The 22,200-nt window shown below is 49.6% G+C and carries 19 protein-coding genes; 15 read left to right on the top strand and 4 right to left on the bottom strand.

Features of this window, described 5'->3' with window-relative positions; translation table 11 throughout:
- Positions 1-350: 350 nt before the first annotated feature.
- From HPL003_RS00860 to HPL003_RS00805, 12 genes are all read left to right on the top strand, one after another.
- Entirely contained in the window at positions 351-629 is a 279-nt protein-coding gene (locus HPL003_RS00860) for a phosphopantetheine-binding protein (protein ID WP_014277736.1), read from the top strand.
- 49 nt (positions 630-678) lie between these two features.
- Positions 679-1,872, top strand: coding sequence for a radical SAM/SPASM domain-containing protein (locus tag HPL003_RS00855; RefSeq protein WP_014277735.1), 1,194 nt, complete (start codon positions 679-681; stop codon positions 1,870-1,872).
- A gap of 49 nt (positions 1,873-1,921) precedes the next feature.
- On the top strand, positions 1,922-3,298 hold the full coding sequence (locus tag HPL003_RS00850; RefSeq protein ID WP_014277734.1) for a preATP grasp domain-containing protein: 1,377 nt from the start codon (positions 1,922-1,924) through the stop codon (positions 3,296-3,298).
- Positions 3,299-3,315: 17 nt separating this feature from the next.
- On the top strand, positions 3,316-3,561 hold the full coding sequence (locus HPL003_RS00845) for an acyl carrier protein (RefSeq protein ID WP_014277733.1): 246 nt from the start codon (positions 3,316-3,318) through the stop codon (positions 3,559-3,561).
- Complete coding sequence (locus HPL003_RS00840) at positions 3,554-4,684, top strand: hypothetical protein (RefSeq protein ID WP_043922272.1); 1,131 nt, start codon at positions 3,554-3,556, stop codon at positions 4,682-4,684. The genes HPL003_RS00845 and HPL003_RS00840 overlap by 8 nt, the downstream gene beginning before the upstream one ends.
- A 68-nt stretch (positions 4,685-4,752) precedes the next feature.
- A complete protein-coding gene (locus HPL003_RS00835; protein ID WP_014277731.1) occupies positions 4,753-5,745 on the top strand; it encodes an ABC transporter ATP-binding protein in 993 nt (330 codons plus the stop codon).
- Positions 5,735-6,541: an ABC transporter permease gene (locus tag HPL003_RS00830; RefSeq protein ID WP_014277730.1), complete on the top strand. Its 807-nt coding sequence runs from the start codon at positions 5,735-5,737 to the stop codon at positions 6,539-6,541. The genes HPL003_RS00835 and HPL003_RS00830 overlap by 11 nt, the downstream gene beginning before the upstream one ends.
- Position 6,542: 1 nt before the next feature.
- A complete protein-coding gene (locus HPL003_RS00825) occupies positions 6,543-7,355 on the top strand; it encodes an ABC transporter permease (RefSeq protein WP_014277729.1) in 813 nt (270 codons plus the stop codon).
- 54 nt (positions 7,356-7,409) lie between these two features.
- Positions 7,410-8,945 carry a hypothetical protein gene (locus tag HPL003_RS00820; protein ID WP_014277728.1) on the top strand — a complete coding sequence of 512 codons (1,536 nt, stop codon included), beginning with the start codon at positions 7,410-7,412 and terminating at the stop codon, positions 8,943-8,945.
- Between the two features lie 11 nt (positions 8,946-8,956).
- On the top strand, positions 8,957-10,117 hold the full coding sequence (locus tag HPL003_RS00815; protein ID WP_043922271.1) for a hypothetical protein: 1,161 nt from the start codon (positions 8,957-8,959) through the stop codon (positions 10,115-10,117).
- Positions 10,114-11,160, top strand: a complete 1,047-nt coding sequence (locus tag HPL003_RS00810; protein WP_014277726.1) for a Gfo/Idh/MocA family protein — start codon at positions 10,114-10,116, stop codon at positions 11,158-11,160. The genes HPL003_RS00815 and HPL003_RS00810 overlap by 4 nt, the downstream gene beginning before the upstream one ends.
- A gap of 27 nt (positions 11,161-11,187) precedes the next feature.
- Positions 11,188-12,474, top strand: coding sequence for a type III PLP-dependent enzyme (locus tag HPL003_RS00805; RefSeq protein WP_014277725.1), 1,287 nt, complete (start codon positions 11,188-11,190; stop codon positions 12,472-12,474).
- A 128-nt stretch (positions 12,475-12,602) separates the two neighbouring features.
- Here the strand turns inward: HPL003_RS00805 and HPL003_RS00800 are convergent, their stop codons facing one another.
- From HPL003_RS00800 to efeO, 3 genes are read right to left on the bottom strand one after another with little or no spacing between them, the layout of a single operon-like run.
- Positions 12,603-14,417: an FTR1 family iron permease gene (locus tag HPL003_RS00800; RefSeq protein WP_014277724.1), complete on the bottom strand. Its 1,815-nt coding sequence runs from the start codon at positions 14,415-14,417 to the stop codon at positions 12,603-12,605.
- A gap of 24 nt (positions 14,418-14,441) precedes the next feature.
- Positions 14,442-15,827: an iron uptake transporter deferrochelatase/peroxidase subunit gene (gene efeB, locus HPL003_RS00795; protein ID WP_014277723.1), complete on the bottom strand. Its 1,386-nt coding sequence runs from the start codon at positions 15,825-15,827 to the stop codon at positions 14,442-14,444.
- Between the two features lie 4 nt (positions 15,828-15,831).
- Positions 15,832-16,710, bottom strand: coding sequence for an iron uptake system protein EfeO (gene efeO, locus HPL003_RS00790; protein ID WP_014277722.1), 879 nt, complete (start codon positions 16,708-16,710; stop codon positions 15,832-15,834).
- Between the two features lie 305 nt (positions 16,711-17,015).
- Here efeO and HPL003_RS00785 point away from each other — a divergent pair, with 305 nt between their 5' ends.
- The gene (locus tag HPL003_RS00785; protein WP_007431813.1) at positions 17,016-17,243 is read left to right on the top strand and encodes a helix-turn-helix domain-containing protein; all 228 of its coding nucleotides are present in this window, start codon (positions 17,016-17,018) and stop codon (positions 17,241-17,243) included.
- A gap of 1,012 nt (positions 17,244-18,255) precedes the next feature.
- On the opposite strand, the gene HPL003_RS00775 is transcribed toward HPL003_RS00785, so the two are convergent.
- Positions 18,256-19,251: a virulence RhuM family protein gene (locus HPL003_RS00775; protein WP_043922270.1), complete on the bottom strand. Its 996-nt coding sequence runs from the start codon at positions 19,249-19,251 to the stop codon at positions 18,256-18,258.
- A gap of 1,119 nt (positions 19,252-20,370) precedes the next feature.
- Here HPL003_RS00775 and HPL003_RS00770 point away from each other — a divergent pair.
- Complete coding sequence (locus tag HPL003_RS00770; RefSeq protein ID WP_014277719.1) at positions 20,371-20,853, top strand: hypothetical protein; 483 nt, start codon at positions 20,371-20,373, stop codon at positions 20,851-20,853.
- A 210-nt stretch (positions 20,854-21,063) separates the two neighbouring features.
- The gene (locus HPL003_RS00765) at positions 21,064-22,191 is read left to right on the top strand and encodes an ABC transporter substrate-binding protein (protein WP_014277718.1); all 1,128 of its coding nucleotides are present in this window, start codon (positions 21,064-21,066) and stop codon (positions 22,189-22,191) included.
- Positions 22,192-22,200 lie beyond the last annotated feature (9 nt).

The following is a 22,200-nucleotide window of genomic DNA, read 5'->3' as shown; positions in this document are numbered from 1 at the left end:
ATGGTAGAAATCTGGGGGCAATATATGCTTACGATGCGAGCTTTCCTTTGGAAAGCTTTCAGGCGACCGCTATCGCTTGTCCAGCACCATTCCGCCTACTCCGTTTTCCATGTAAGATTTTCGAATTTAGCTTATATAAAATAATGAATAAAAAAGATAGCGAAAATTGTAGAAATAAACACACATTAATTTACATATTGCGAGATATATTTACAAAACAACCTATTGACTTGTCTCTTCAATGGAGGAGTATAATTGAATAAAGTTCCAGTGTAGGAATTTTTCGAGGAGCTTTGCAGATAGCATTGTCGGGCGGAACGAATAGGATCATTCACAAGGAGGAGTTTGCTATGCAAAGCCAAGTGATTGAAATGATCAGCGCAGTCAAGGAAGATCCTGAGCTGGTCGGCAAGCTGGATGGACATTCGGACATTATTCATGATGCAGGACTGGATTCGTTGCAGTTGGTTCATTTCATGCTGCAAGTGGAGGATGCGTTTGACGTGGAAATTGATTTTGATTCCTTTGAGCTAGAGCATTTGAGCTCGGTAGATGCGTTTTGCAGCTACATTCAGGGGATCAGCGATGCGGAAAAAGCGCCGCACCCGGAGGGTATGGAGACAGTCTGACGTACAGCTTGGTACATGTGCCTGAAAATCCATTAAACGAGGTGTTAGCATGCAGCCCAAAAGCAATGTGCTGATTGATGAGAAAGCGTTCAAGCTCATCAAGCGTAACCTGAAAAACGCTTCTGTATCTTACCGTAACGCAACACAGGACCCTGCCTTCAAAACGGACATGCCCCAGACGATCGGCATTAAGCTGACCAACCGCTGCAACCTGAGATGTACGCACTGCTTTGAATGGAACGAGGAAGGCTATCATCATCAAATGGACAAAGAAGAGCAAAACATGGATCTTGCCCCGGACATGCTTCGGCAAATTTTGAGCGAGACGAAAGAGGCCAAGTCCCGGCTGTATATGTGGGGCGGAGAGCCGATGTTTCATCGGCGTTTTGACGAAATTTTGGACGTGCTGGCTGAAGATCGGCGCGAAATGACCTTTTGTACTAATGGACTGCTGATTGATAAATATTTGGACCGGATTTTGGATTTATCTGAAAATCTGGAGTTATTAATAGCGATTGAAGGCTTTGAAAGAGAACATGATCTGATTCGCGGTAAAGGCACCTTTCAAAAAACGATGCGGCAGATGGATAAGCTGATTGAACTGCGTGACCAGGGATTGTACAAGGGGCGGGTGACCGTCCATGCCGTCATTAACGATAACATGATCGGACGGATGTACGAGTTTCTGCAAATGCTGGAGGACAAGAGGCTGGATCTGGTACTGCTGACGTTCCCCTGGTACATTTCCAAAGAAACTTCCCTCAAAATGGATGATTATTTTACACAAAACTTTTCTTGGCTCCGACAACTGGAGGAAAAAAATATTAGTAGCTGGCATGCTTTCAAATATAAAATCAACCCAGATAATATCGATCCTTTGATGCAGGAGCTACAGCGGATCAATGAGCGGGTATGGAACATTCGTGTGCGCTATCAGCCCGGTCTGGACTATGAGGAAATCGACAAATTTATACATGGCGAGGAAATGGTCAGTCGCTGCTCCAATCATTGTCTGGCGCTCACCTCCAGAACGGATATTTTACCGGACGGAAAGGTGATGCCTTGCAAATTTTTTAGCGAATTCACGATTGGAAGCTTGCGCGAGCACAGTCTGAAGGAAATCTGGAATTCGGATGCGTATGAGAAAACCCGCCAAACGATTAATCACGAAGGATTAACGCCGGTGTGCTCCAAATGCAGCGTATTGTATCTGCACGGAGCTGGCTCCCTGAAATATATTTAGTTTTGATCGCAGTTGTTTCTTACTGGATGGAAGAGAGGGATGACAGGACGTGACGACTAAAACCATTAACCTTGTGGAAGCGCTTGCCCATGAACGCGATCATGGAGTCCTGATTTGGCTGTTTAATATTGGCGCAGAGCAGGTATGGCATCCGTCCCCCCGTAAGGGAGGGATGGCAGATCGTGATGAACAGCAGGTGGTAAACCGGATGGAGGAAATGAATCTTCTGTTGTGCCGAAGTCAGGATGTGATCGTGCTGCGAGAACAGCCGGATCAGGCTTTTCTGGACATGCTTCAGCGGTTGGGCTTTAGCCTGCCGCGTATTGAGGTGCCGGAGCCTACTGATCCGTTAACGCCGATTTCGGAGCTGGTGTTGGCGGACGAGGCACTTTTGGCACGGCTGCGAGTGGTTGCGGAAGCGGGCCACAGTAGTAGCCGGACCAAAGCGTGGCTCGTTCCGTATGCGGTTACCCCGCAGGAGGAGGCTATTGCGGAGCGCTGTGGACTGGAGCTGATCGGCGCTCCGTCCTCCGTCAGCGCCCGGGTGAATGATAAAATATTCAGCCGCCTGACTGCGCAAAAGCTCGGTTTTGCCGTTAGTGAGGGAGCCGTATGCGCAGACGAAGCGGCGATCCGCAGGGAGTGCGGCAGACTGGCCGACTTGTCGGACGGGCCTGTGAAGCTGATCATCAAGCAGCCGCATGGCGCATCGGGACAAGGCATGTATATGCTGGACGAGCTGTCCAAGCTGGATACGCTGCTGAGTGTGATGAAACGCTTTGGCGGTTCGTCGCCTTCTTCGGGAGGCTGGCTGGTGGAGCGCTGGCATAACAAGCAGATGGATCTGAACTACCAGCTCTGTATTGACGAGGGCGGCGGGGTGACGATGTTTTCGCTGAAAAGGCAAAATGTGGACGGCACGGTGTACACCGGGTCGCGCGTTCCGGCTGAGCTTGGCGATGCGCTGGAGGAAGAAGTGAGACGCTGTGCTTACCAGTTGGGAACGTATCTGTATTCTATCGGTTATACGGGCATGGCTTCCATTGACGGTTTTGTCGATGAAGGAGGACTGCTGGTTCCGGTGATCGAGATTAACGGCAGGTTTACCCTGTCTACCTATATTTCGTTCCTGTCGTCGGTCTTGGGAGAGCAGCATAAAACGCTGTCCCGCTACTACCGCAACGTTACCACCACACCGCTGACCTACAGTCGCTTATGCGGCTTGCTGGCAGAGGAAGGTTTGCTCTACACGCCCGAACGCCCCGAAGGGGTGTTCGTTTATACGGCAGGTACGTTGTCCGGTACTCCGGTGAAGCGGGGGTATGTGAATCGGATTTTCACGCTTATTATGGCAGACAGCTGGCAGGAAGCCGAAGCCTATGCGCACAGGCTGGAAGGTGTTATTGCGGGATTGGGAAGCTCATAAATCGGGAGGGATTTAGGATGAAAACAGATGTGTACCATGTAGTACCCTTGCTGGAAAAGGTATTGAAGCTGGCTCCGGGTGAGCTGGAACAGTTGACTCCGGAACAGGATTTGCGAACCTTGGGGCTGAATTCCCTATCCGCTGTTGAATTGATTGTAGAGCTGGAAAATGAGCTTGATATTACGATGGAGGACGACGATCTGGTGCTGGAACATCTTTCTACACTCCAAGGCATCGAACGTCTGCTGGCCAAATATGCATAAGGGGGCGGCAGAGATCAGACCTATGCGGGCATCCGGCATGGAGAACATTCATGACTCCGTTGTCGACTACGCTGCTGAAGAAACGATAAAAGCTCCTCCGGGGAAGCACTGTGTATATTCGTCTCTGCGTACCGCGTTGCGGCGTTATGGCGTGAACATGGCGGAATCCGAGCTGTTTATGCTGTGCGGCAGTATGTGCGCGGAGTATAGCGGAGATTTGAAGCGCTTTGGTCCCGAGAAATATCCAGAGCAGCTTCAGGAAATGGCAGCCAGTGGCGGTCCGGTGATTCGGGTGGAGCCGTGGATTGTTGGTGCAAGCGATGAAACCGACCTGCTGCGGGCGCTGACATCAGGCTACGGTATGATGCTGCATACATCGAGTACCGCTTTAACCTACCACGACGTGTATGTGAAAAATTATCCAAGGGGCCACGTCATTGAACTGTCTGGACTGGACTTGCAGGAACGAACAGCACAGGTAAATGACAGCTTCCTGCTGGATTCTTCGGGCCATGCCATGACTTACGTCGGTCCGGCCCGGCTCGACGATCTGATGCAGGGCATTATTGAATTTGCTTGGCTGGTGGAACAGCCCGCGCCGCTTTCACCAGGTGAAATGCATGCGGCGTGTGCATACCATATTCGTCAATATGTTACTGGACATGAAGCGGTCTGGAGAGGTGTACCTTCGTCCAATGACCCGGGAAATACCCCCGGAAATGTGGCAGTTGGCAAACAGGTCAAGCGGGGAGATGAGGGATACCGGGCCTTTGTCGAGGACTTCCGCCTGCTGATAGACATGGAGGATGCGGACTTCCGTACGTACTGCCATGAAATCTATTACAATCTGCGTTTGGGCAGCGCCCTTCATCTGACCGATTATACAGCGGATTATTGCATGCTGCATGAAGCCACATTGGGACCGCGAGCACAGCATGTGGTGGAATTGGCGCAGTCATTGCATGCGGAATGGCATAAGCTCAATCTGCACATTTACAAAACAGGTCTTCAACTGCGCAAGCATCGGATACCTGACATTAGCGAACGCGCCCTCGGCCTGATTGACAAACAGCGGCATATGCTGGAGGAATTGATGATTTTAGCCGAGCAGGCAGCCGAGTAGTTCAGGCATAACGTATCAGGAATACGCAGGCAAGGTGTCACGGACAGATGAAAGAGGAGGAGAATCGAATGCCGTCCATTACGTTGAATCAATTGTCGAAAACGTTTACGTACTATAAAAAGGAGCCGGGCGTGCGCAAATCATTACAAAACCTGTTTAGGCGGGAAAAGCTGACCAAGGAGGCCGTACGGGATGTCAGCTTCACCATTGAGGAAGGCGAAATCGTCGGGTTTCTTGGTCCGAACGGGGCGGGCAAAACAACGACGCTCAAAATGCTGTCCGGCATTCTCCATCCCAGTGACGGGGAGGCATCTGTACTTGGCTTTACCCCGTGGAAGCGGCAAAAGGAGTTTAAACGGCAGTTTTCCATCGTGATGGGACAGAAAAACCAGCTCTGGTGGGATTTGCCCGCAAGCGAGTCGTTCGAGCTGAACAAGCTTATCTACGAAATAGATGAAAGTCGTTACAAAGAGGCGCTGGACGAGCTGGTTACCCTGCTTGGGGTGGAGGAGCAGCTTCATGTTCAGGTTCGGCGATTATCTCTTGGCGAGCGTATGAAAATGGAGCTGATTGCCGCGCTCCTGCATCGTCCACGGGTCATTTTGCTGGATGAGCCGACCATTGGATTGGATCTGGTTTCCCAGCGGCGGATTCGCGAGTTTTTCAAAGCCTACAACCGCACACACCGGACGACCATCCTGCTGACAAGCCATTACATGAAGGATATTGAGGACTTGTGCAGCAGATCCATCATTATCAGCGGGGGAAGACTGGTGTATGACGGGGATTTGAACAAGGTGAATGAGGTGATCGGCGCCCGCAAGCTACTCAAGGTTCGACTGGAGACCCCTGTGCCAAACCTGACGTTGACAGGACTTGGCAAGCTGCGCTCCAACTCGGAGCTGGAGGCGGTATTTGAGCTGGATGCAGAAGATACTCTGACCTGGTCCAAAAAGATTTTGGATGCGCTGCCTGTCGTTGATTTTACAATTGAGGACGTCCCGTTGGAAGAGGGGATAGCCAATTTGTACGATGGAGGCAGGCTAGCTGATGCGAAATAACAAATATATGAAGGTGCTCCAGCTTGGCATGCAAAACGAAATGGAATACCGGGCCAATTACTGGCTCCAGATGGCGGGATTTATGCTGCCGATCATGACGCAAATTTTTCTCTGGCTCGCGGTATTCGGTTCTTCGGGACAAGCAAGGGTGCTTGGCTACTCTTTGCCGGAAATGCTGGTGTATGTAGTCATGGCAGGGGTAACCGGGAAGCTGATCGCCACGGGTTTTGAATACGAAATTGCTACAGACATCAAAGAAGGCGGACTGGCCAAATTCATGGTGCAGCCTGTACATTATTTTGCTTACCGTTTTTTTCGGTTTATTGGAGGCAAGGCGGTACAGTCCGCAGTAGTGCTGCTGGCGGCTGCGATTTTGCTGCTGTGCCTTAGCCTGGAAGGACATATCAGCTTCGGGCTGTCGTATATCCTGCTTTACATATTGGCGTTGCCGGGGGCGCTGGTGCTCAATTTTGTGGTCTATTACGCGCTGAGCGGCATAGCCTTTTGGGTGACGGAATCGGCGGGACTGTTTTACACGCTGTCGCTCGTCATTTACGTAGCTAGCGGTACCGTGTTTCCGCTGACGATCTTTGGAGACGGTTTGGCCCGCATGTTCAGTTTGCTACCGTTTAGCTACACTGTATTTTTTCCGGTGAACGCATTAACGGGCAAGCTGACCGTGCTGGAAGCCGCTGAAGGCATCGGCGTACAATGGCTCTGGATTGTAGTGCTGGCGGCCGTATCGCGCCGGGTGTGGCAAGCCGGGGTCAAACGCTTTGTCTCGGTAGGAGGTTAACATGAAAAATGTTTTCCGAAACGCGGGACGTTACATCCGGCTGTACTGGAAGTTCGTCCAGTTTTCCGTCATGTCGCAGATGGAATACCGTATTAATTTCATTACTGCTTTTCTGGTCGAAACCGCTTATTTGCTCATCAAGCTGCTGTATGCCTCGGTTCCATACCGGGCCGGGACGGACATTAACGGCTGGTCTCCTGACGCGGTGCTGTTATATATTGGCGTATTTACGATGATGAGCGGTTTTTACAGCGGCTTGTTCTACAGCAATTTTACAAGTCTGCCTGACAAAATCCGCACCGGTTCATTGGATGTGCTCATGACCAAGCCGGTGTCCCTGCAATTTATGGTGACGCTGCGGCAATTTGAGCTGGGCTACACCATTCCAAACGTAGTCGGCGGCGGAATCATGACGGGCATTGGCTGGTTTAAACTCGGTCTGCCGTTTAACTTTGAAACGGTCGGAGGCTTTTCTGTGTTGCTCGGATGCGGAGTGTTGACGGCCTATTCCGTGTTTTTGCTGCCCCAGCTGCTAGCCTTCTGGATCATCCGCACGAACGGGGTGACAGAGCTGTCCAACAGCATTTTCGAGACGAACTATGTGCCGATGGCGGTGTATAGTAATCTGATCCAGCGTATCGGCTTGTTCGTGCTTCCGGTGTTTGTGATTTGTAATTTTCCACCGATGTTTATTCTGGGCAAAATGGAACCCGGCTTGGTCCTGTGGGCATTCCTCGCCCCGATCTGGTTACTGGCGTTGATCCGCTTTATATGGCAGTTTGCCTTGCGTGATTATACAAGTGCAAGCCAGTAACGGAAACTGCTGCTTGTGGAGAGAGAATAATGAAGCAAGAAAGGAAGCGAGATCATGAATGCGATACCGAACCAGCGTCATTTGTATATGGGAACGTTCGAAGCGGAGGCTTACTGGCGGGATGCCCAGTTAGCTTCCCTGCCCGCCATTCCTGACCGGGCTTCCTCTGCGATTGTAGCGGCTATGGATGAGCTGCTGTTCAGCTTTTGCCAGCCGGGAGATGCGTTGTTGACCCGCTATGCGATTTCGCCTGTGCATCGTCAGTATATTGCGCAGTTGGGCTTTCGCCCGGCTGTAAATGAACGGGATTTGACTGACGGAACAGAGCAGGCGGGGAATGTGTCGGCGGCTTCCGTTTTTGAACTGCTGGGCAGTCGTAAGGCGGATACCAGTACGGGGTTCCCGCAACTGGAGGGATGTGTGCTTAGCCCGTTTGCGGGTTTGCCGCATGTCGAGGAGGCCGCACGCGCTTGGGGTATTACGCTGCATCAGCCGCCGCTGGAAACGATCCGCAAGGTGAATGCCAAAACCTATTCTTCCGATTTAAAACGCAGCCTCGGTCTGCGCCATCCCGGCTATATTGTGACTTCGTTTGCGGATGTAGCCGAGGCGGGACGCAAGCTGCTGCGGGATGGCAGCTTTTTAATCAAGGATGATTTTGGCGTATCGGGCAAAGGAAACCTGCACATTACCTCAACACAGATGCTGGACCGGATTGTATCGTATTTACGTGGACAGGAACGAAAAGGCAAACGGGTACTGTTCCTTCTGGAGCCATTTCTGGAAAAGGAGCAGGATTTTTCATGCCAATTTACGATTGGTGATAACGGAAGTGTCGATATCCTATCTGTGCAGTGGCTGGCCAACACCCAATTCGCCTACCGGGAATCGTTGTCGCCGGATGAGGCTTTTATGGAGCGACTGGAGCGCGAGGGCTATTTTCGCTTAATGCAGGATGTAGGGAAGCAACTGTATCAGGACGGTTATTATGGCGACGTCTGCATTGACTCGATGACACTTCGCGGCGGGAAGCTGGAGCCTATTATCGAAATTAACGCCCGTAAATCCATGAGTCTGATCAAGCACCAATTGGACACCTTTTTGGCTAGAAAAAATATGCGTGGCACGTTGACGAATTATTCGCTGTCCCATGACGGCAGTTTGTCCTATGAAGAATTGCTGGAAGGGCTGGAATGTGAAGGACTGCTGTTCACAGGCGAAAGTGAAGAAGGCGTCATGCCGCTAGGCGCCAATACGCTGTATGTGAACACGGGCGGACGAGATGGCGAAAACAGGAATGCAGGTCATAAAAGCACGCCAAACAGAAATACAACAGAGCGCGGGGGCAGGTCATCTGCCAAGCAGGTTCGTGTTAGCGGGATTAGCAATGGTGACGGTCTTTCCGTGTCTGGTGGGCCTGAAGGCGTAGCGAATATCCAAGGTAAAGAAGGGGCAACAGGAAGTGAGCGGGCACGTGGAAAAGGTCGTCTTTATTTGGAGTTGGTTGCCGCGGGTGATAAGGAAAAAATGCGTCTGACTACGAAGCTGGAGCATTTTTTGGCCGAGCATCATTTTACAGTGCTGAATTAAACGGGAGGCGTATGAGCATGAGTATGCATCAAAGTATGAAGGTAACGATTTTGTGCTCCGGTTTTGGCTTGGGCTTTTATACCCCCGGCTTACTGATGCAAGCGGGTCTTCGCAGGCTGGGCGTGGAGACGGCGATTCATGTATTTGAAAATGTGCTGCCCGAGTCGGCCCGTCTCAAGGTGGACAAAAGCCGCAAAGCTTACCATGATAATTTCGCTGTAGCCTTAATGTCACAGAAGGTTCCGCAGGATATGCGAAATTCGCTTGATCTCGCTGCCATGGAAGTGCTGCTGACCCGATGGATGGAGGAAGACCGGCAGCATTTTATATGCTTGTCCGGTCATTGGATGTATGTGCTGGAGGAGTATCGCAAGCGCAGGGAGCCGGGATCGGTGCATGTGGACATTGTATATATGGACTCTACGCCTTCTCCTTCATGGAAAAATCTAGCCAAGCATAATCCGCATTTTGCCGATGGTTGTGGAGAAACGACATTTTTTGAAAATGACCCAAATAGAGTCAGCCACTATATTGATGTCCCGGCTGTGGAGCATGTTCCCTTTGAGGCCCGGAAATCCCGCTTATTTGTACATGGCGGCGGTTGGGGCATGGGCACGTACCGTGAAAAGGTCGGACGGCTGGAAGAGGCGGGCTGGGAGCTGGATTTGCTGCTGTATGATCAGGATCAGCCGGATGAACAGCGGAACGGTATACGCTATTTCCGAATGGACCCGCAGTGGAGAACATGGCAGCGGAATGAAGCCGGGGAGCATACCTTTCCGCCTTTCGGTGAGGTGAAGATTGGCGAGGAGACGTTGTATGAGGCCGGGCCGGATTACCATGGCATGCTGGACCAGGCATGTCATGTCCAGGCCATTGTAAGCAAGCCCGGCGGGGGGAGTCTGACAGATTCGTTCGCCACAGCCACTCCACTCATTATGCTGGAGCCGTTCGGTGTGCATGAAATGCATAATGCGGATCTGTGGGAACGGCTGGGACTGGGGATACGGTACGATACGTGGATGCAAATCTATGGTGGCAGCGCTGAGATTTTGGAGGACATGCACCAGAGGATCGTGGAGCTACGCAGTCAGACACCACGCTATGTGGAGTCATATGTGAGGAACATCCAGGTGCAAGCAAGCTCAACGGGATTGGAGAAGGGGTCATGAATACCGCCGCAGCCGCGCAAGAGCCTGCGGTACGGGATATCCGCTTTGGCCTTATTGGCTGTTCAGCCATTGCTCCTCGTGCGCTGCTGGACCCGATCCGTTACGTTACCGGGGCCCGTGTAACCGCGCTTGCGAACCGGACCGTTGCCAAGGCAGGAGATTTGGCGGACCGTTTCGGTGTTAGTGTCGTTTATCGGCATGCCGAGGATATGCTGATCGACCCGGAGATTGACGCCGTGTATATTGCGCTGAGTAACGATCTGCATGCCGAGTGGATCGGTAAAGCATTACAGGCTCACAAGCATGTGCTTGTGGAGAAGCCGTTATGTCTGAATACGGCGGAGCTGGCTTCCCTGGAAGCGGCAGTCGGGCAGAGCAGCGCTCACCTGCTGGAAGGAGTCATGGTGCAGCATCATCCTTGGCAGCGCGAGCTGCGCAATATCGTGGATTCCGGTCGCTATGGTCGTTTGCGCTCCATAGCGACCAGCCTGTGCATTCCTGCAAAGAATGGGCATGCGCAGAATTATAGATCCCGACCGGAGCAGGGCGGGGGATGCTTTTGGGATTTGGGCGTGTATTGGCTCCAGTTTCTTCAGGCAGTCGTTGGACTGGAGCAGGCGGAGTTCCGCAGTCAATCGGATTTCGACGGTCCTAACGGCTGTGACTGGACATTTCGTGCGCAGGCTCGTTATCCGGAGGGAGTGGAAGCATCTGCCCTCTTTTCATTCGAGCGGCCATACCGCTGCGCTCATGTATTAACCTTTGATTCGGCGGTAGTTACTTTGCAGGACTGCTTTCGGGCGAATCTGGGCTTTTATAAAATAACGCTCAAGACGGAAATAACGAAGGATACAATGACAGACTCCAAAATGAAAACCGTTTTCGAGCCCATGAATTATTACGTCAATCAGTTGGATACGTTCTGCAACATCATCCGGGGAGTCGCGGAGCCTATTCCGTTCCACGAGGCCGCCGAGCGCGTCCGATTGCTGGCAGCTATTCATGAGGCCGCCCGTTCAGGCCAGACGATCTATGCGGAATAGGAAAAGAAGAAGGGGGAGATTCAGTAGATGGATAAAAAGGACGAAGCCTTGCTGGAACGCTTCGGTGAACATCCGACGCCATTTTATTATTACGATGGCGACGCACTGCATGCTCATGTCAGCTCGCTGCTAACCCGGCTGCACCCGGCTGTGCGTGTGCATTACGCACTCAAGGCCAATGGAAACGTAGCCTTGGCTGGATTGCTTCGCTCGTTAGGTTGCGGCGTCGAAATCGCTTCAGCCGGAGAATTGTTCGTCGCGATGGAGGCTGGCTATGCCCCGGAAGACGTGCTGTACGCCGGGCCGGGCAAAACGGTAGCCGAACTGAGCGAAGCGGTAGCCTGTGGAATCGGCTGCATTCATGTCGAGTCGGTGCGGGAGCTGCGCCTGCTGGAGGACATTGCCGCCCAAGCAGGCTTATTTGTCCGCGCTGCGGTTCGTGTTAATCCCGATAACGATTTGTCGGGATCGACGATCAAAATGGGCGGCGTTCCTCGTCCCTTTGGTGTGGACGAGGGGCAGTTGGCCCACTTTTTCAAGGTGCTGGAAGATTGCCCGCATGTATATTTTCAAGGCATACAGGTGTATACAGGCACGCAAATGCTGAAAGCGGATCAGATTTTAGCTTCATTCGCGAATACCCTTCAATTGGCAGAACGCATACAGGATCAGTATGGTGTGGCGATGCATACGGTAAATTTGGGCGGGGGGTTTGGCGTTCCTTATTTTACTCATGAGCAGCCGTTGGATATGGGGCAAGTGATCGACGGACTGAACACAATGGCAGAGCAGACTCGATCCCGTCTGCCAGGTGTTACCCTGATCATCGAAAGCGGCAGATATCTGGTTGCACAGGCAGGAATGTATGTCTGTCGGGCGTTGTATACGAAGGAATCCAAGGGAGAGAAGTTCGTTGTGGCTGATGGCGGTATGAACCATTATGCCTCGGCCGCCTTTCGAGGACGCCGGATTAGGGACAACTATCCGGTGCGAATTATGCGTGGGGAAGGGGAGCTTCCGCCAGAAGCAACCTTGGATCTGGAAACCGTAAGTATTGTCGGCCCGCTTTGTACACCCGAGGATTGTCTTGTGAAAAAAGCGCAGCTTCCTCCGATTCAGGAGGGCGATTATATTGTCATTGCGAATGCGGGAGCTTATGGATTAAGCTATAGTCCGGTGCATTTTTTGGGACATGCGACGCCGGCGGAGCTGCTGGATTTTCGCGGTGAGGTACACGTGATTCGTGAGCACGGTGACCGTACAGACTTGCTCCATCACCAGCGTATGCTTCCGTTGCTGGAGGATATTTTCTGATCATAAAAGTCAGCACTCGCTTATCGTGACGAAAAAAACGCCAAAACCGTTGAAGCCGATAGCGATCGGACCTGCGTTTTGACGTTTTTTTTCGTTATTTTTATATTATATGTGTTGCAGTTTGGACTTTAACGTTGCTTGGAGCTGCGCATTTCCTGACGTACAAGCTGCCACACCATGAAGATCAGCACAGCGACCTGTGGGACAAACGTTTCCCAAGTAGGATACATGCCCAGCCAGCTAATGGACGGCAACGAAGAGGCCGTGTGTCCCGGAAGCTTGCCAGCCACCTGAAGCGAATGAATGCTTTCGCCCAGAAACCGGAATACGAGATAGTAAATCAGTACCGTGGCCGTCAGGAAAAAGGCGCGAATCGGCAACCGTACGCTAAACTTGATAATCGCCAATGCCAGCACAACCAGCACGACAGTTGCCGAGCCAATACCAATCAGCAATTGAGAGGTTTCGATGGCCGGGGCCATCCCGATATAAAAGATAGCCGTCTCGGCGCCTTCACGCAGAATCGCGAGCGCAGAAACGGCGAACAGCGACCACAGGCTACCACGCGCCAGCGCGCTGTCTACGCTGTTCTCGACAAAGCGGTTCCACGCGGCAGCATTGGATTTGGTATGCAGCCAGTTACCGACGGTCAGCATAAGCACGACCGCGACCAGTCCAGTCACACCCTCCAGCAGCTCACGCATGCTGCCCGATGCGGCGGCCGCGACCAGTGTGGTGAACAGCACCGCCAGGATTCCGCTTAGCACCAGCCCCGTTCCGGCACCGGCCCATATCCAGCGACCAGCCACAGCTTCGCCGCTTTTTTTGGCATACGCCAGCAGAGCCGCAAGCACAAGAATGGCTTCCAGCCCCTCACGCAGCAAAATCAGCGCGGCGTCCCAAGCGGTGTAGGAACGTTCTTCCGTCAACGGACGGAGCCTTTCCAGCATCTGATCAAGGGTCTGGATGGCTTTGGCCGTGTTCGGTGGAGAAGACAGCAGATAACCGGAAGTCTCGGTCATTTCATTTTCAATCGCCGTATAGGACGCCGGATCGGAAATTTGCACATGTCCTTCCACCGAAGGCCACAGGGCGATGAACTGCCCTACCTTGTCAGCCGCTTGCTCAGGCTGGTTGGCTGTCGCATCTTGCCGTGCGGATTCGAGGAGCTTGACCGCATCACTTAGCGAGGCTATTGAGCCATTCGCCGCGTTGTTTGCACCAGCTTCTTGACCCATATTCACCAGTTTGCCTTGACTGTAATCCGACAACAAAGTCGTTAGCTCCTGCATTTCCTTGAGAGCCTGCTCTTGTCGTATGGGCTCGGCTTGCATGGAAATGCGAATCAGGCTGATTTTAGTTTCCAGCGCACTGTATACCGGAAAATGGTCCGAACGAATCGGTGTTTCCACCTGATACCATGCTTTTACGATTCGGTCATAATCTGCGCGGGCCGCAGTCCAGTCGCCTTTTTGCATGGCAGCCAGACTTCCCTTTGCCATGGGGAGCAGCTTTTCCGCTGCTTTGGCTCCAGCCGGGCCGGGTTTGTCGCCTTCGGCAGCAGTCACAAATTCGTTGACTGAGCGGGCCAGCGCGGATAGTGCAGCTTTCGCTGGTTCTCCGCCGCCGCTGGCAAGCGCCTGCTCTGCATCCGTGAGAGCCTTGTCCACCGCTGCGATATGGGCTGTATCACCGCCGTTTGTTTTGGCAGCTTCCCACAGCGTACGGAATTCTTTGACGTCCCTGGAGGCTTCCGCCCATTGGGATTGTCCCGCCTCCACCAATGCGCCACCCACCACAGGCATTAGCTGATCATTGGAAACAGCTTTGGCATCTGTTTGTGCAAAAGCGACCGACCCGGAGCCGGATATGAACGGAGTTACAGTCAGCAGCAGAGCCACCAGCAGAAACACCCATCCCAAGCTTTTATTGCGCCGATTCATATAAATCCCCTTCCTTGCCTGCTGCTAAAATAACGTATCTCCGATGTATCCGCCTTGCGATACACCCGGGAAGCAGGCGAACACCGCACTGCCTTTGTGTACAATATATTCGTTCAGCTTGTCATTGCGCGCAAGCTTCTCCTGAATGTGGACGAACTGCTTGAATAGATCACGTTGGTAGCTGATGAACAGCAAGCCAGCATCGAGCTGTCCTGTTTGCTTGTCCAACCCGCTTGAATAAGAGTATGACCGCCGCAAAATATTAATGCTCCCGTCTCCATGAGCCAATGCCACATGAGAGGTGGGAGGCGTGGTCGGCTTGCCTTCCGGACTTGTGGCCGCCAGATCAAGCTCGTCGAACTCCTTGGCCTTGCCTAGTGGGGCCCCGCTACTGCGATGGCGTCCAAAGGTATCCTCCTGGTCGCCCAGTGTCGAGCGATCCCATACCTCTACCCGCATGCGTACACGGCGCACAGCCATATAGCTGCCGCCGCCCATCCACGCAGGACCGTCACTGGCCTGTGTCCATACCAGTCGGTTCATCTCGTCAGCCTTGGAGGTATCCGGGTTCCCCGTACCGTCCTTGAAGCCGAGCAAATTGCGCGGCGTGCTTCCCGCCGGATCGGCCTGTGCTGTCCGCTGGAAGCCTTCTTGTGTCCAGCGAAGCACTGCCGTTCCTCTGGCGATACGCGCCAAATTACGTAGGGCATGGAAAGCTACCTGCAAATCATTGGCGCATACCTGTACCCCGATATCGCCACCGCACCATTGGTCGTCCAGCGCATCCCCTTGAAAACGGGGCAACTCACGAAATCCGGCAGGTTTAAGCTCTGCCAGACCGTAGCGTCCATCAAAAAAGGAAGGACCCACACCAAAGGTAATTGTCGTCCGTGACGCCGATAACCCCGCGGCTTCACCCGTGTCGGACGGAGGCAGGTTGAGGTTTTCGTTATCGTTGCCGATCAGCGCACCGGAAATCATCGTAGCAGTGGCTTCTGTCCAGGCTTTAAACAGGCTGCGTACCCGTTCCTTGTCGCTTGTCGTCAGATCGAAGGCGGCGAAGCAGATGAAATCCTGTGCCGGAGTTACAATACCAGCCTGATGTTTCCCGTAAAAAGGAACCACATCCTTGGTATCTGCATCCGTCATCATGCTTTCGAGCCGTTGGCTGGCTGTCAGCACAGCCCCCACGCCACCGCCGCCGAGCAGAAGGCCCAGTCCTCCGACCCCGGCCAGCTTCAATAGATCCCGGCGTGATACAGATTTACTCTTTGCTGACAGCACATCATTTTCTAGCAGAACATCCTCTAACTTAGCATCCTTTTTGACCAGATCAGTCTGTTCTTCACGGGAATCTGTACGCTGCTGCGGTTCCTGTCTCGTTCTCTTTTGCCGCTTGAAGCCTTTCATATCGTTACACTCCTAACAATTTTCCCATTTGGGACAAAGGCTCTGCCAGGGCATCAAGGTTTTGGCTCAGCTTTTTAATTTCTTCCGGTTTCAGCTTCGTATAAGATACATAGCCTTCGCCTTCCTTAAAAGGAGCCAATTCCTGCTGCAACGCCTCAAAGCGCTCGCCAATTTGCGTTTCCAACGCCGCATCTTTTTGGTTCAGGTCTGTTTTCAAAATCTCATATATTTTTTGTGCGCCCTCTACATTGGCTGCAAAGTCGTATAAATCCGTGTGGGAATACCGTTCCTCTTCACCCGTCACCTTGGAGGTGGATACTTCGTTCAGCAGCTCGACTGCACCCGTTACCATCAGGCTGGCATCAATGTTGACCGTTTCCACCTTGGCACGCAGCAGCTTTGCATCACTCAACAGGCGGTCGGAAAACTCGTCCAACCCTTTGGTGGTGTTTTCTTCCCACAACGTTTTTTCAAGCCGGTGAAAGCCGCGCCAGTCCGCTGCATCTACATCACCGTCACGCGCATCAATATTTGGGTCCAGATCGCCCAGCGCTTCCGCAATCGGTTCAATTCGTTCATAGTACATACGTGCAGGAGCATACAGCGCCTTGGCTTTGTCCAGCTCGCCAGCTTTGACCGCGTTCGTGAATTCTTCTGTCTTCTTCACAAACGTATCGCATTGCTGGGTAGCATAGGCACGGTAAGCTGCTACCGCTTGGTCAAAATTGGGGGCAGGGGCCGCAGGAGTCGTTGTCTGTGTAGTTGCTCCCGCATCTTTGGTCGTTGCAGCGGGCTGCTGATTAGCAGTTCCGGTTTGTCCGCAACCTGCGAACAGAATAGAAGAAACCAGCACTCCGGCCGGTACTGCGTAACGTAATTTCATAATCAATGAACACCCTTTCTGGCCAAGCAGGCCATGAACAATAATCTGTTGCGCGATATCTATATCGAATTATTATTTGATAATGATTATCAGTCGCGGTTTTTCTTATCATAAGGCTGCCCCATATGCCTGTCAATACATAAAATTAGACGCAGAGTCTGATGATTCAGCAAAGGCTGAAAATAAGTGCCTAGGCCCATTTTTATCCGCATATTGAACCATACCTGAGCACATGACATAAAATGTGTTGACTGTATCCCTTAACCTTGTTACACCACACAAAACCCGAGCAAGGAGGGGTGAAATTGACGAAGGGTAACGACCACAAAAACAAGTTTTTGTTAACTCACCGTGAACGTGAAGTATTTGAACTGCTCGTGCAGGACAAAACGACGCGTGACATCGCCGGACAGCTATTTATTAGCGAAAAGACGGTCCGAAACCATATTTCCAATGTAATGCAAAAATTGAACGTAAAAGGTCGTTCACAGGCGGTCGTGGAATTAATCAGGCTTGGCGAATTAAAAATCTGACCTCTTGTTCCTTGCGGGGTACAAAGTCTTCTTGACCATCCTTCAAAAGTGAATATGGTCGGGAAGGCTTTTGTTTTGTGAGGATGACTAAAATTACGTTTACCAAATTTCAAAATATCCTTGAATAACCTATATACTGGGTTTTTTTGGACTCAACCTAATAATCAGTGCTTGACAATCAGCCCGACATCCGATGACAATTGCACTCGATGAGAATACCAGCTTTATAGCGACCGCAGTGCATGGTGAATTTGATAATCTTCTACCTGTTAAAACTTCAGATGTAACTTGAGGGATTGCTTTTTCAATATCTTGCCGAAAACCATCAGACAAGAGTTTTTTGATTTTTTCAGAGGCTCTACGTTTGGATGCTCCTACATGTAATTCTCCTTAATAGGCACAAATTTCTAAATCAATATCACCATATTATTCTTTGGCTTTATCTATTGAATGAAAGTTATAGTAATTGTTTACTCCATACTGAGTAAAAGGACTTAGTACAAAATGCATAGAAAAGCCCCTGCCGATTCGTTTAGTTTTATCGACAGGGGAAAGGTAGATAAGAGCAGAAATTACACAATTCATCTGCATCGTATGGCTATTATATATGCGACTCATTTACTTGTGTTTTTTTTAACTGCCTTCTGATTTTTTGCATATGTCTCTGCCTTAATGACATATGTAATGAAGTTTCCATCCTGAGGTTTTTTTCCAATCGAAGCACCTTTAACCGAGTACTTTTTATAGATATTACGACAACTTATCTGGTTTCCTTTTTTAGTAAAATCATCACTGTACCTCATGTATAGTCCACTATGCTCAGTTACATAATCGTAGATTGATTTATCAAACTCCAGCATATATATGTTTGAAAAAACAGCACTTATTGCAGAACCTTGAGGCACCCCGAAGTTGTTCTTATTAGGACGAATATACTTCTTCTTCAATTGTTTAAACTGACAATCTTCACTATTTTACAAGATTAGTACCTGGATAGATTTTTACCCCAATCTTATTTCTTGAGCCTATTCTCCTTCACAAACTGATCAAAATCATCACTTATATCAATAGCCACTCGTCGCTGATTATATTTTTCATACTCGGATGTAGCCAATTTCTCCGCTACCTCTTGCGAAATCTTGCCCGAATTGGTTAGAATCTCCCGTTCATTGAACTTCAGAAACGAAATCAGTTTATCAATCCAGTCCTTCATATACATAGGGGATTGACGTTTTGCTTGGTCTTCAGCATAGTCCAAATACATCGTTACAATGCGATTTAAGGACTGCAATTCTTCATCATTCAGATAATTTTTAGCAACTATGATGTCACCTTTTCTGATCTTATCACCTTTCCAACTGGTTAGTCCCATATTGTCTTTATCTGCACTTGCTCTCTCTACAATCAACTCTGCTGCGGTATGTCCATGAATAGCAAAGTGAAGCTTGTTCTGTACGGTAGCAAAAAATTCTTTAGACAAGCTGGCATGCGGATCATAATCAACTGATGTGGCATAAATATCTGTAATCTTTCTATAAAATCTCTTCTCCGATGCCCGAATGTCACGAATGCGTTGAAGCAACTCATCAAAATAATCTTCTCCAAAATTACGCATGTCCTTTAAACGCTCATCGTCCATGGTGAAGCCTTTGACCAAATACTCGTTAAGCCGCTCGGTTGCCCAGCGTCTAAACTGTGTACCTCTATGCGAACGAACGCGATAACCAATGGCAATAATCGTTTCAAGATTGTAGAACGAAACCTCCCGTTCAACCTGCCGTTGCCCCTCAGTTTGAACTATTCGGTTTTTCCGAATAGTTGCTTCTTCTTGCAGTTCCCCCTCTTCATAGATATGCTTGATATGCTCGTTAATGGTGCTGGCACCTTTTTGATACAACTCGGCAATCGCCTTCTGGGTCATCCATACCGTTCCATTTTCCAGCTTCACGTCAATTTTGGTATTCCCGTCTTCCGTCTGATATATTAAAATATTAGTATTGTTGTCCAATCCATGTTCACCTCGTATAAAAATTTTACCAAAGGCATGCAACCATATGTTCCCATTTTATCATATTTAAATGATACATGTTGAAAAAATAACACCTCACAAGGCTTGATGCTCCCTCACAAAGTGCATTATATTCTCTTTATTCGTTCCCCCAATGCTTAAACACCCAATAAAATCAACGCTTTCCACCGTTCCCCTTTGGGTATGCTTCAAACCACATCTCCTTCGTGATGGGGTTTGAAGTACATCTTTGAATGTTTTCAATAATGCTGAGGCTAGCCTACTTTTGATTCTTTATAGTCATGTAAATAATTTATAATGGCATCTTTTAAAAATTGTAACTCAGAAATGTCACCCATTCATTAAATTTTATCACTCGCTTACAAGTTTTTCGACTTTCATTAGTTCTTCCTTTAACAAATTTAATAGCAACTTATTCATCAATAAGGTGGTTTTCAATCGAGTATCTTTGCAGATATAAAAAATTAGAGTCCCTTATCATTTTCTTCTCAAGAATAAAATCAAAGTCTAAGTCGGCAAAAAAAGCAGGGGACTTGAAATTCAAATTTCTAGTCACTTTTGTTTCGATTAGGCGTACAACACGCAATTAAAAGCATTCGGCGTTAAAGGTAGCCACTCTTGCAAAGCAATCTGCCCAGATAACGCATGTATCTAATCCATTTTTTTCATCTCAAGACTGAGAAGCTGTATCTCAAACAGTGGATTCAGGTGCTGAAATACATTAAGTCGTAGAAGAGAACATTTACTTTTATAACTACCAGCGATTTCAGGCAAAACTCAAACAGAGCGCGCCGATTGAGTATCTCGGCACGCTCTGGCAGGGGACGAAAAAAAAGATTAAACCGCTGAAACATGTAGGAATTTGTGCATAATTGTTGTACTATATAGGGAAGGAAGAAACTACCATTATCTCATCCGCCAGCTTACATGAATGGTTTAAAATGTAGAAGACTGTACCACAAAGTTATAAAAAGATAAAAATGCATCTTGTGATAGTCTAAGGAGGCGAGTATAGCTCGTTGCTTCAGGTAGCAGGAAGTAACTTTTGCTTAGGTCTACCTGTGGTATATTCTTGATCGGAGGTGAACGGGGAGACATATGACACACAACGAACATTTGATGACCTATACGCTGAACAGCGGCATAAAGGGAACAGTCGACCTATCCAGTAAGCAGGTTCAGGAATGGATAAAAGCATATCGAATTGGCAGCAAGTTTGTAACGGTTGTTGGTAAACAGTATTTTGGCTTGAATCCTGAATTGGTAGCAGATTTTAAGGTACATAATGAATACTCGGAGCAGCGGGATCACATATCCATGATACAGCCTGCAATGGTAAGTAAAGCTGTAGACGTAGACCCGTTGGTAGAGGCGTACAGCCAGTATAAAACGCTGATTCAGGTAGAGTGCAAATGCGGAGCTTCCTATATAGAGGAGTCGCCGCATAAAAGGACCAAGTGGTCATGCAAGGAATGCAATAACATTGTGTTCCTGGATCGCAAAAAGGGCATGGTAGATACGGAAAAAGGCAAGGCGTGGTATATGACCAACAAATACTATGTGGAAAGACAAAGCAACTGACCTAGGTCAGTTGCTTTTTTTTTGTGATTAGCTGCTCTTTCACATAGGGGGTACGACTTGGGGGATAATAGGGAAAATACTCCAGTATTGCGACAATATCAAAACTAATTTGACTATAATAAAATATTTATTGATTTTCTGTCGGATATCACTATAATAAAAACATACTTAAATCGTAGGTTTAATTATATTAATAAAGGGGTTATGTTCATGAAAAAATCGGCAGCTTTTATTGCAGGAATAATGTTGTTTTCGGTATTGTTAGGGGCTTGCTCCAATGGAACAAGTGGACAGGCTTCGGGAGACACGATTCAAATTGGCCTGTCCGCGCCGATCTCGGGAACCGAGGCACAGTACGGTGAAGCCTACAAGAATGGTGCCGGGCTTGCGGTCAAGGAGATTAATGATGCGGGCGGCATCAATGGCAAAAAGGTGGAGCTGGTCATTCAGGATGACAAAGGAGACGCAGGCGAGGCAGTTAATGTAGCGAACAAGTTTACGTCGAATAAGGATATTTTGGCGGTGGTCGGTCACTTTAACAGCTCTGCTACATTGGCAGCGGCCCCGATCTATAACAAAAATAAAATCGTCGAGGTTGCGCCGTCCTCCAGTGCGCCGGGCGTAACCAATGCGGGAGACTACACGTACCGGGTCATTACGACGGATGCCTTCCAAGCAGATTATTTGGCCAAATGGTCCAAGGAGCTGGGCTATAAAAAGGTAGCGTTGATCTATGAGCAAACGGATTTCGGATTGGGCTTGCTGGATGTGTATAAAGATGCGGCTCCGAAAAACGGTGTACAATTGGTAGCGAACGAAGCCTATGTACCGGGAACCAAGGATTTCAGCACGATTTTGACTAAAATCAAGGAACAGCAGCCGGATGCTATTTTTATCGGAGGGTTCTACAACGAGGCGGCTTTGGTTGCTCAGCAGGCTCAAAAGCTGAATCTGAAAACCGATTTTATCGGTGTGGACAGTCTGTACTCGGGTGCTTTGCTTGAATTGGGCGGACAATCGGTAGAAGGCTTCAAGCTGATCGGATTCTTTTATCCGGGTGGCAGTAATGCCGAGGCTAATAAGTTTGCCAAAGCATATGAAGCGGCTTACAGCAAGCAGCCGGATAATCACGCAGCCTACGCTTATGACGCGGCATCTGTCATTCTGGATGCGATTAAGAAGGGCGGCACAGACCGGGAGAGCATCAAGAAACAACTGGATACGTTGAAGGACTTTAAAGGAGCGACAGGTACGCTGACCTTTGACCAAAACGGCGATGTCCAGACAATCCCTGAGAAACTGGTTGTGAAGAACGGAAAGTTTGAAATTTACAAATAAGACACAGTC

Origin of the sequence: Paenibacillus terrae HPL-003 (assembly GCF_000235585.1) — a bacterium.
GTDB lineage: Bacteria > Bacillota > Bacilli > Paenibacillales > Paenibacillaceae > Paenibacillus > Paenibacillus terrae_B.
The sequence above is the reverse complement of the archived record's forward strand: the minus strand, read 5'-3'. Positions and strand labels throughout refer to the sequence as shown.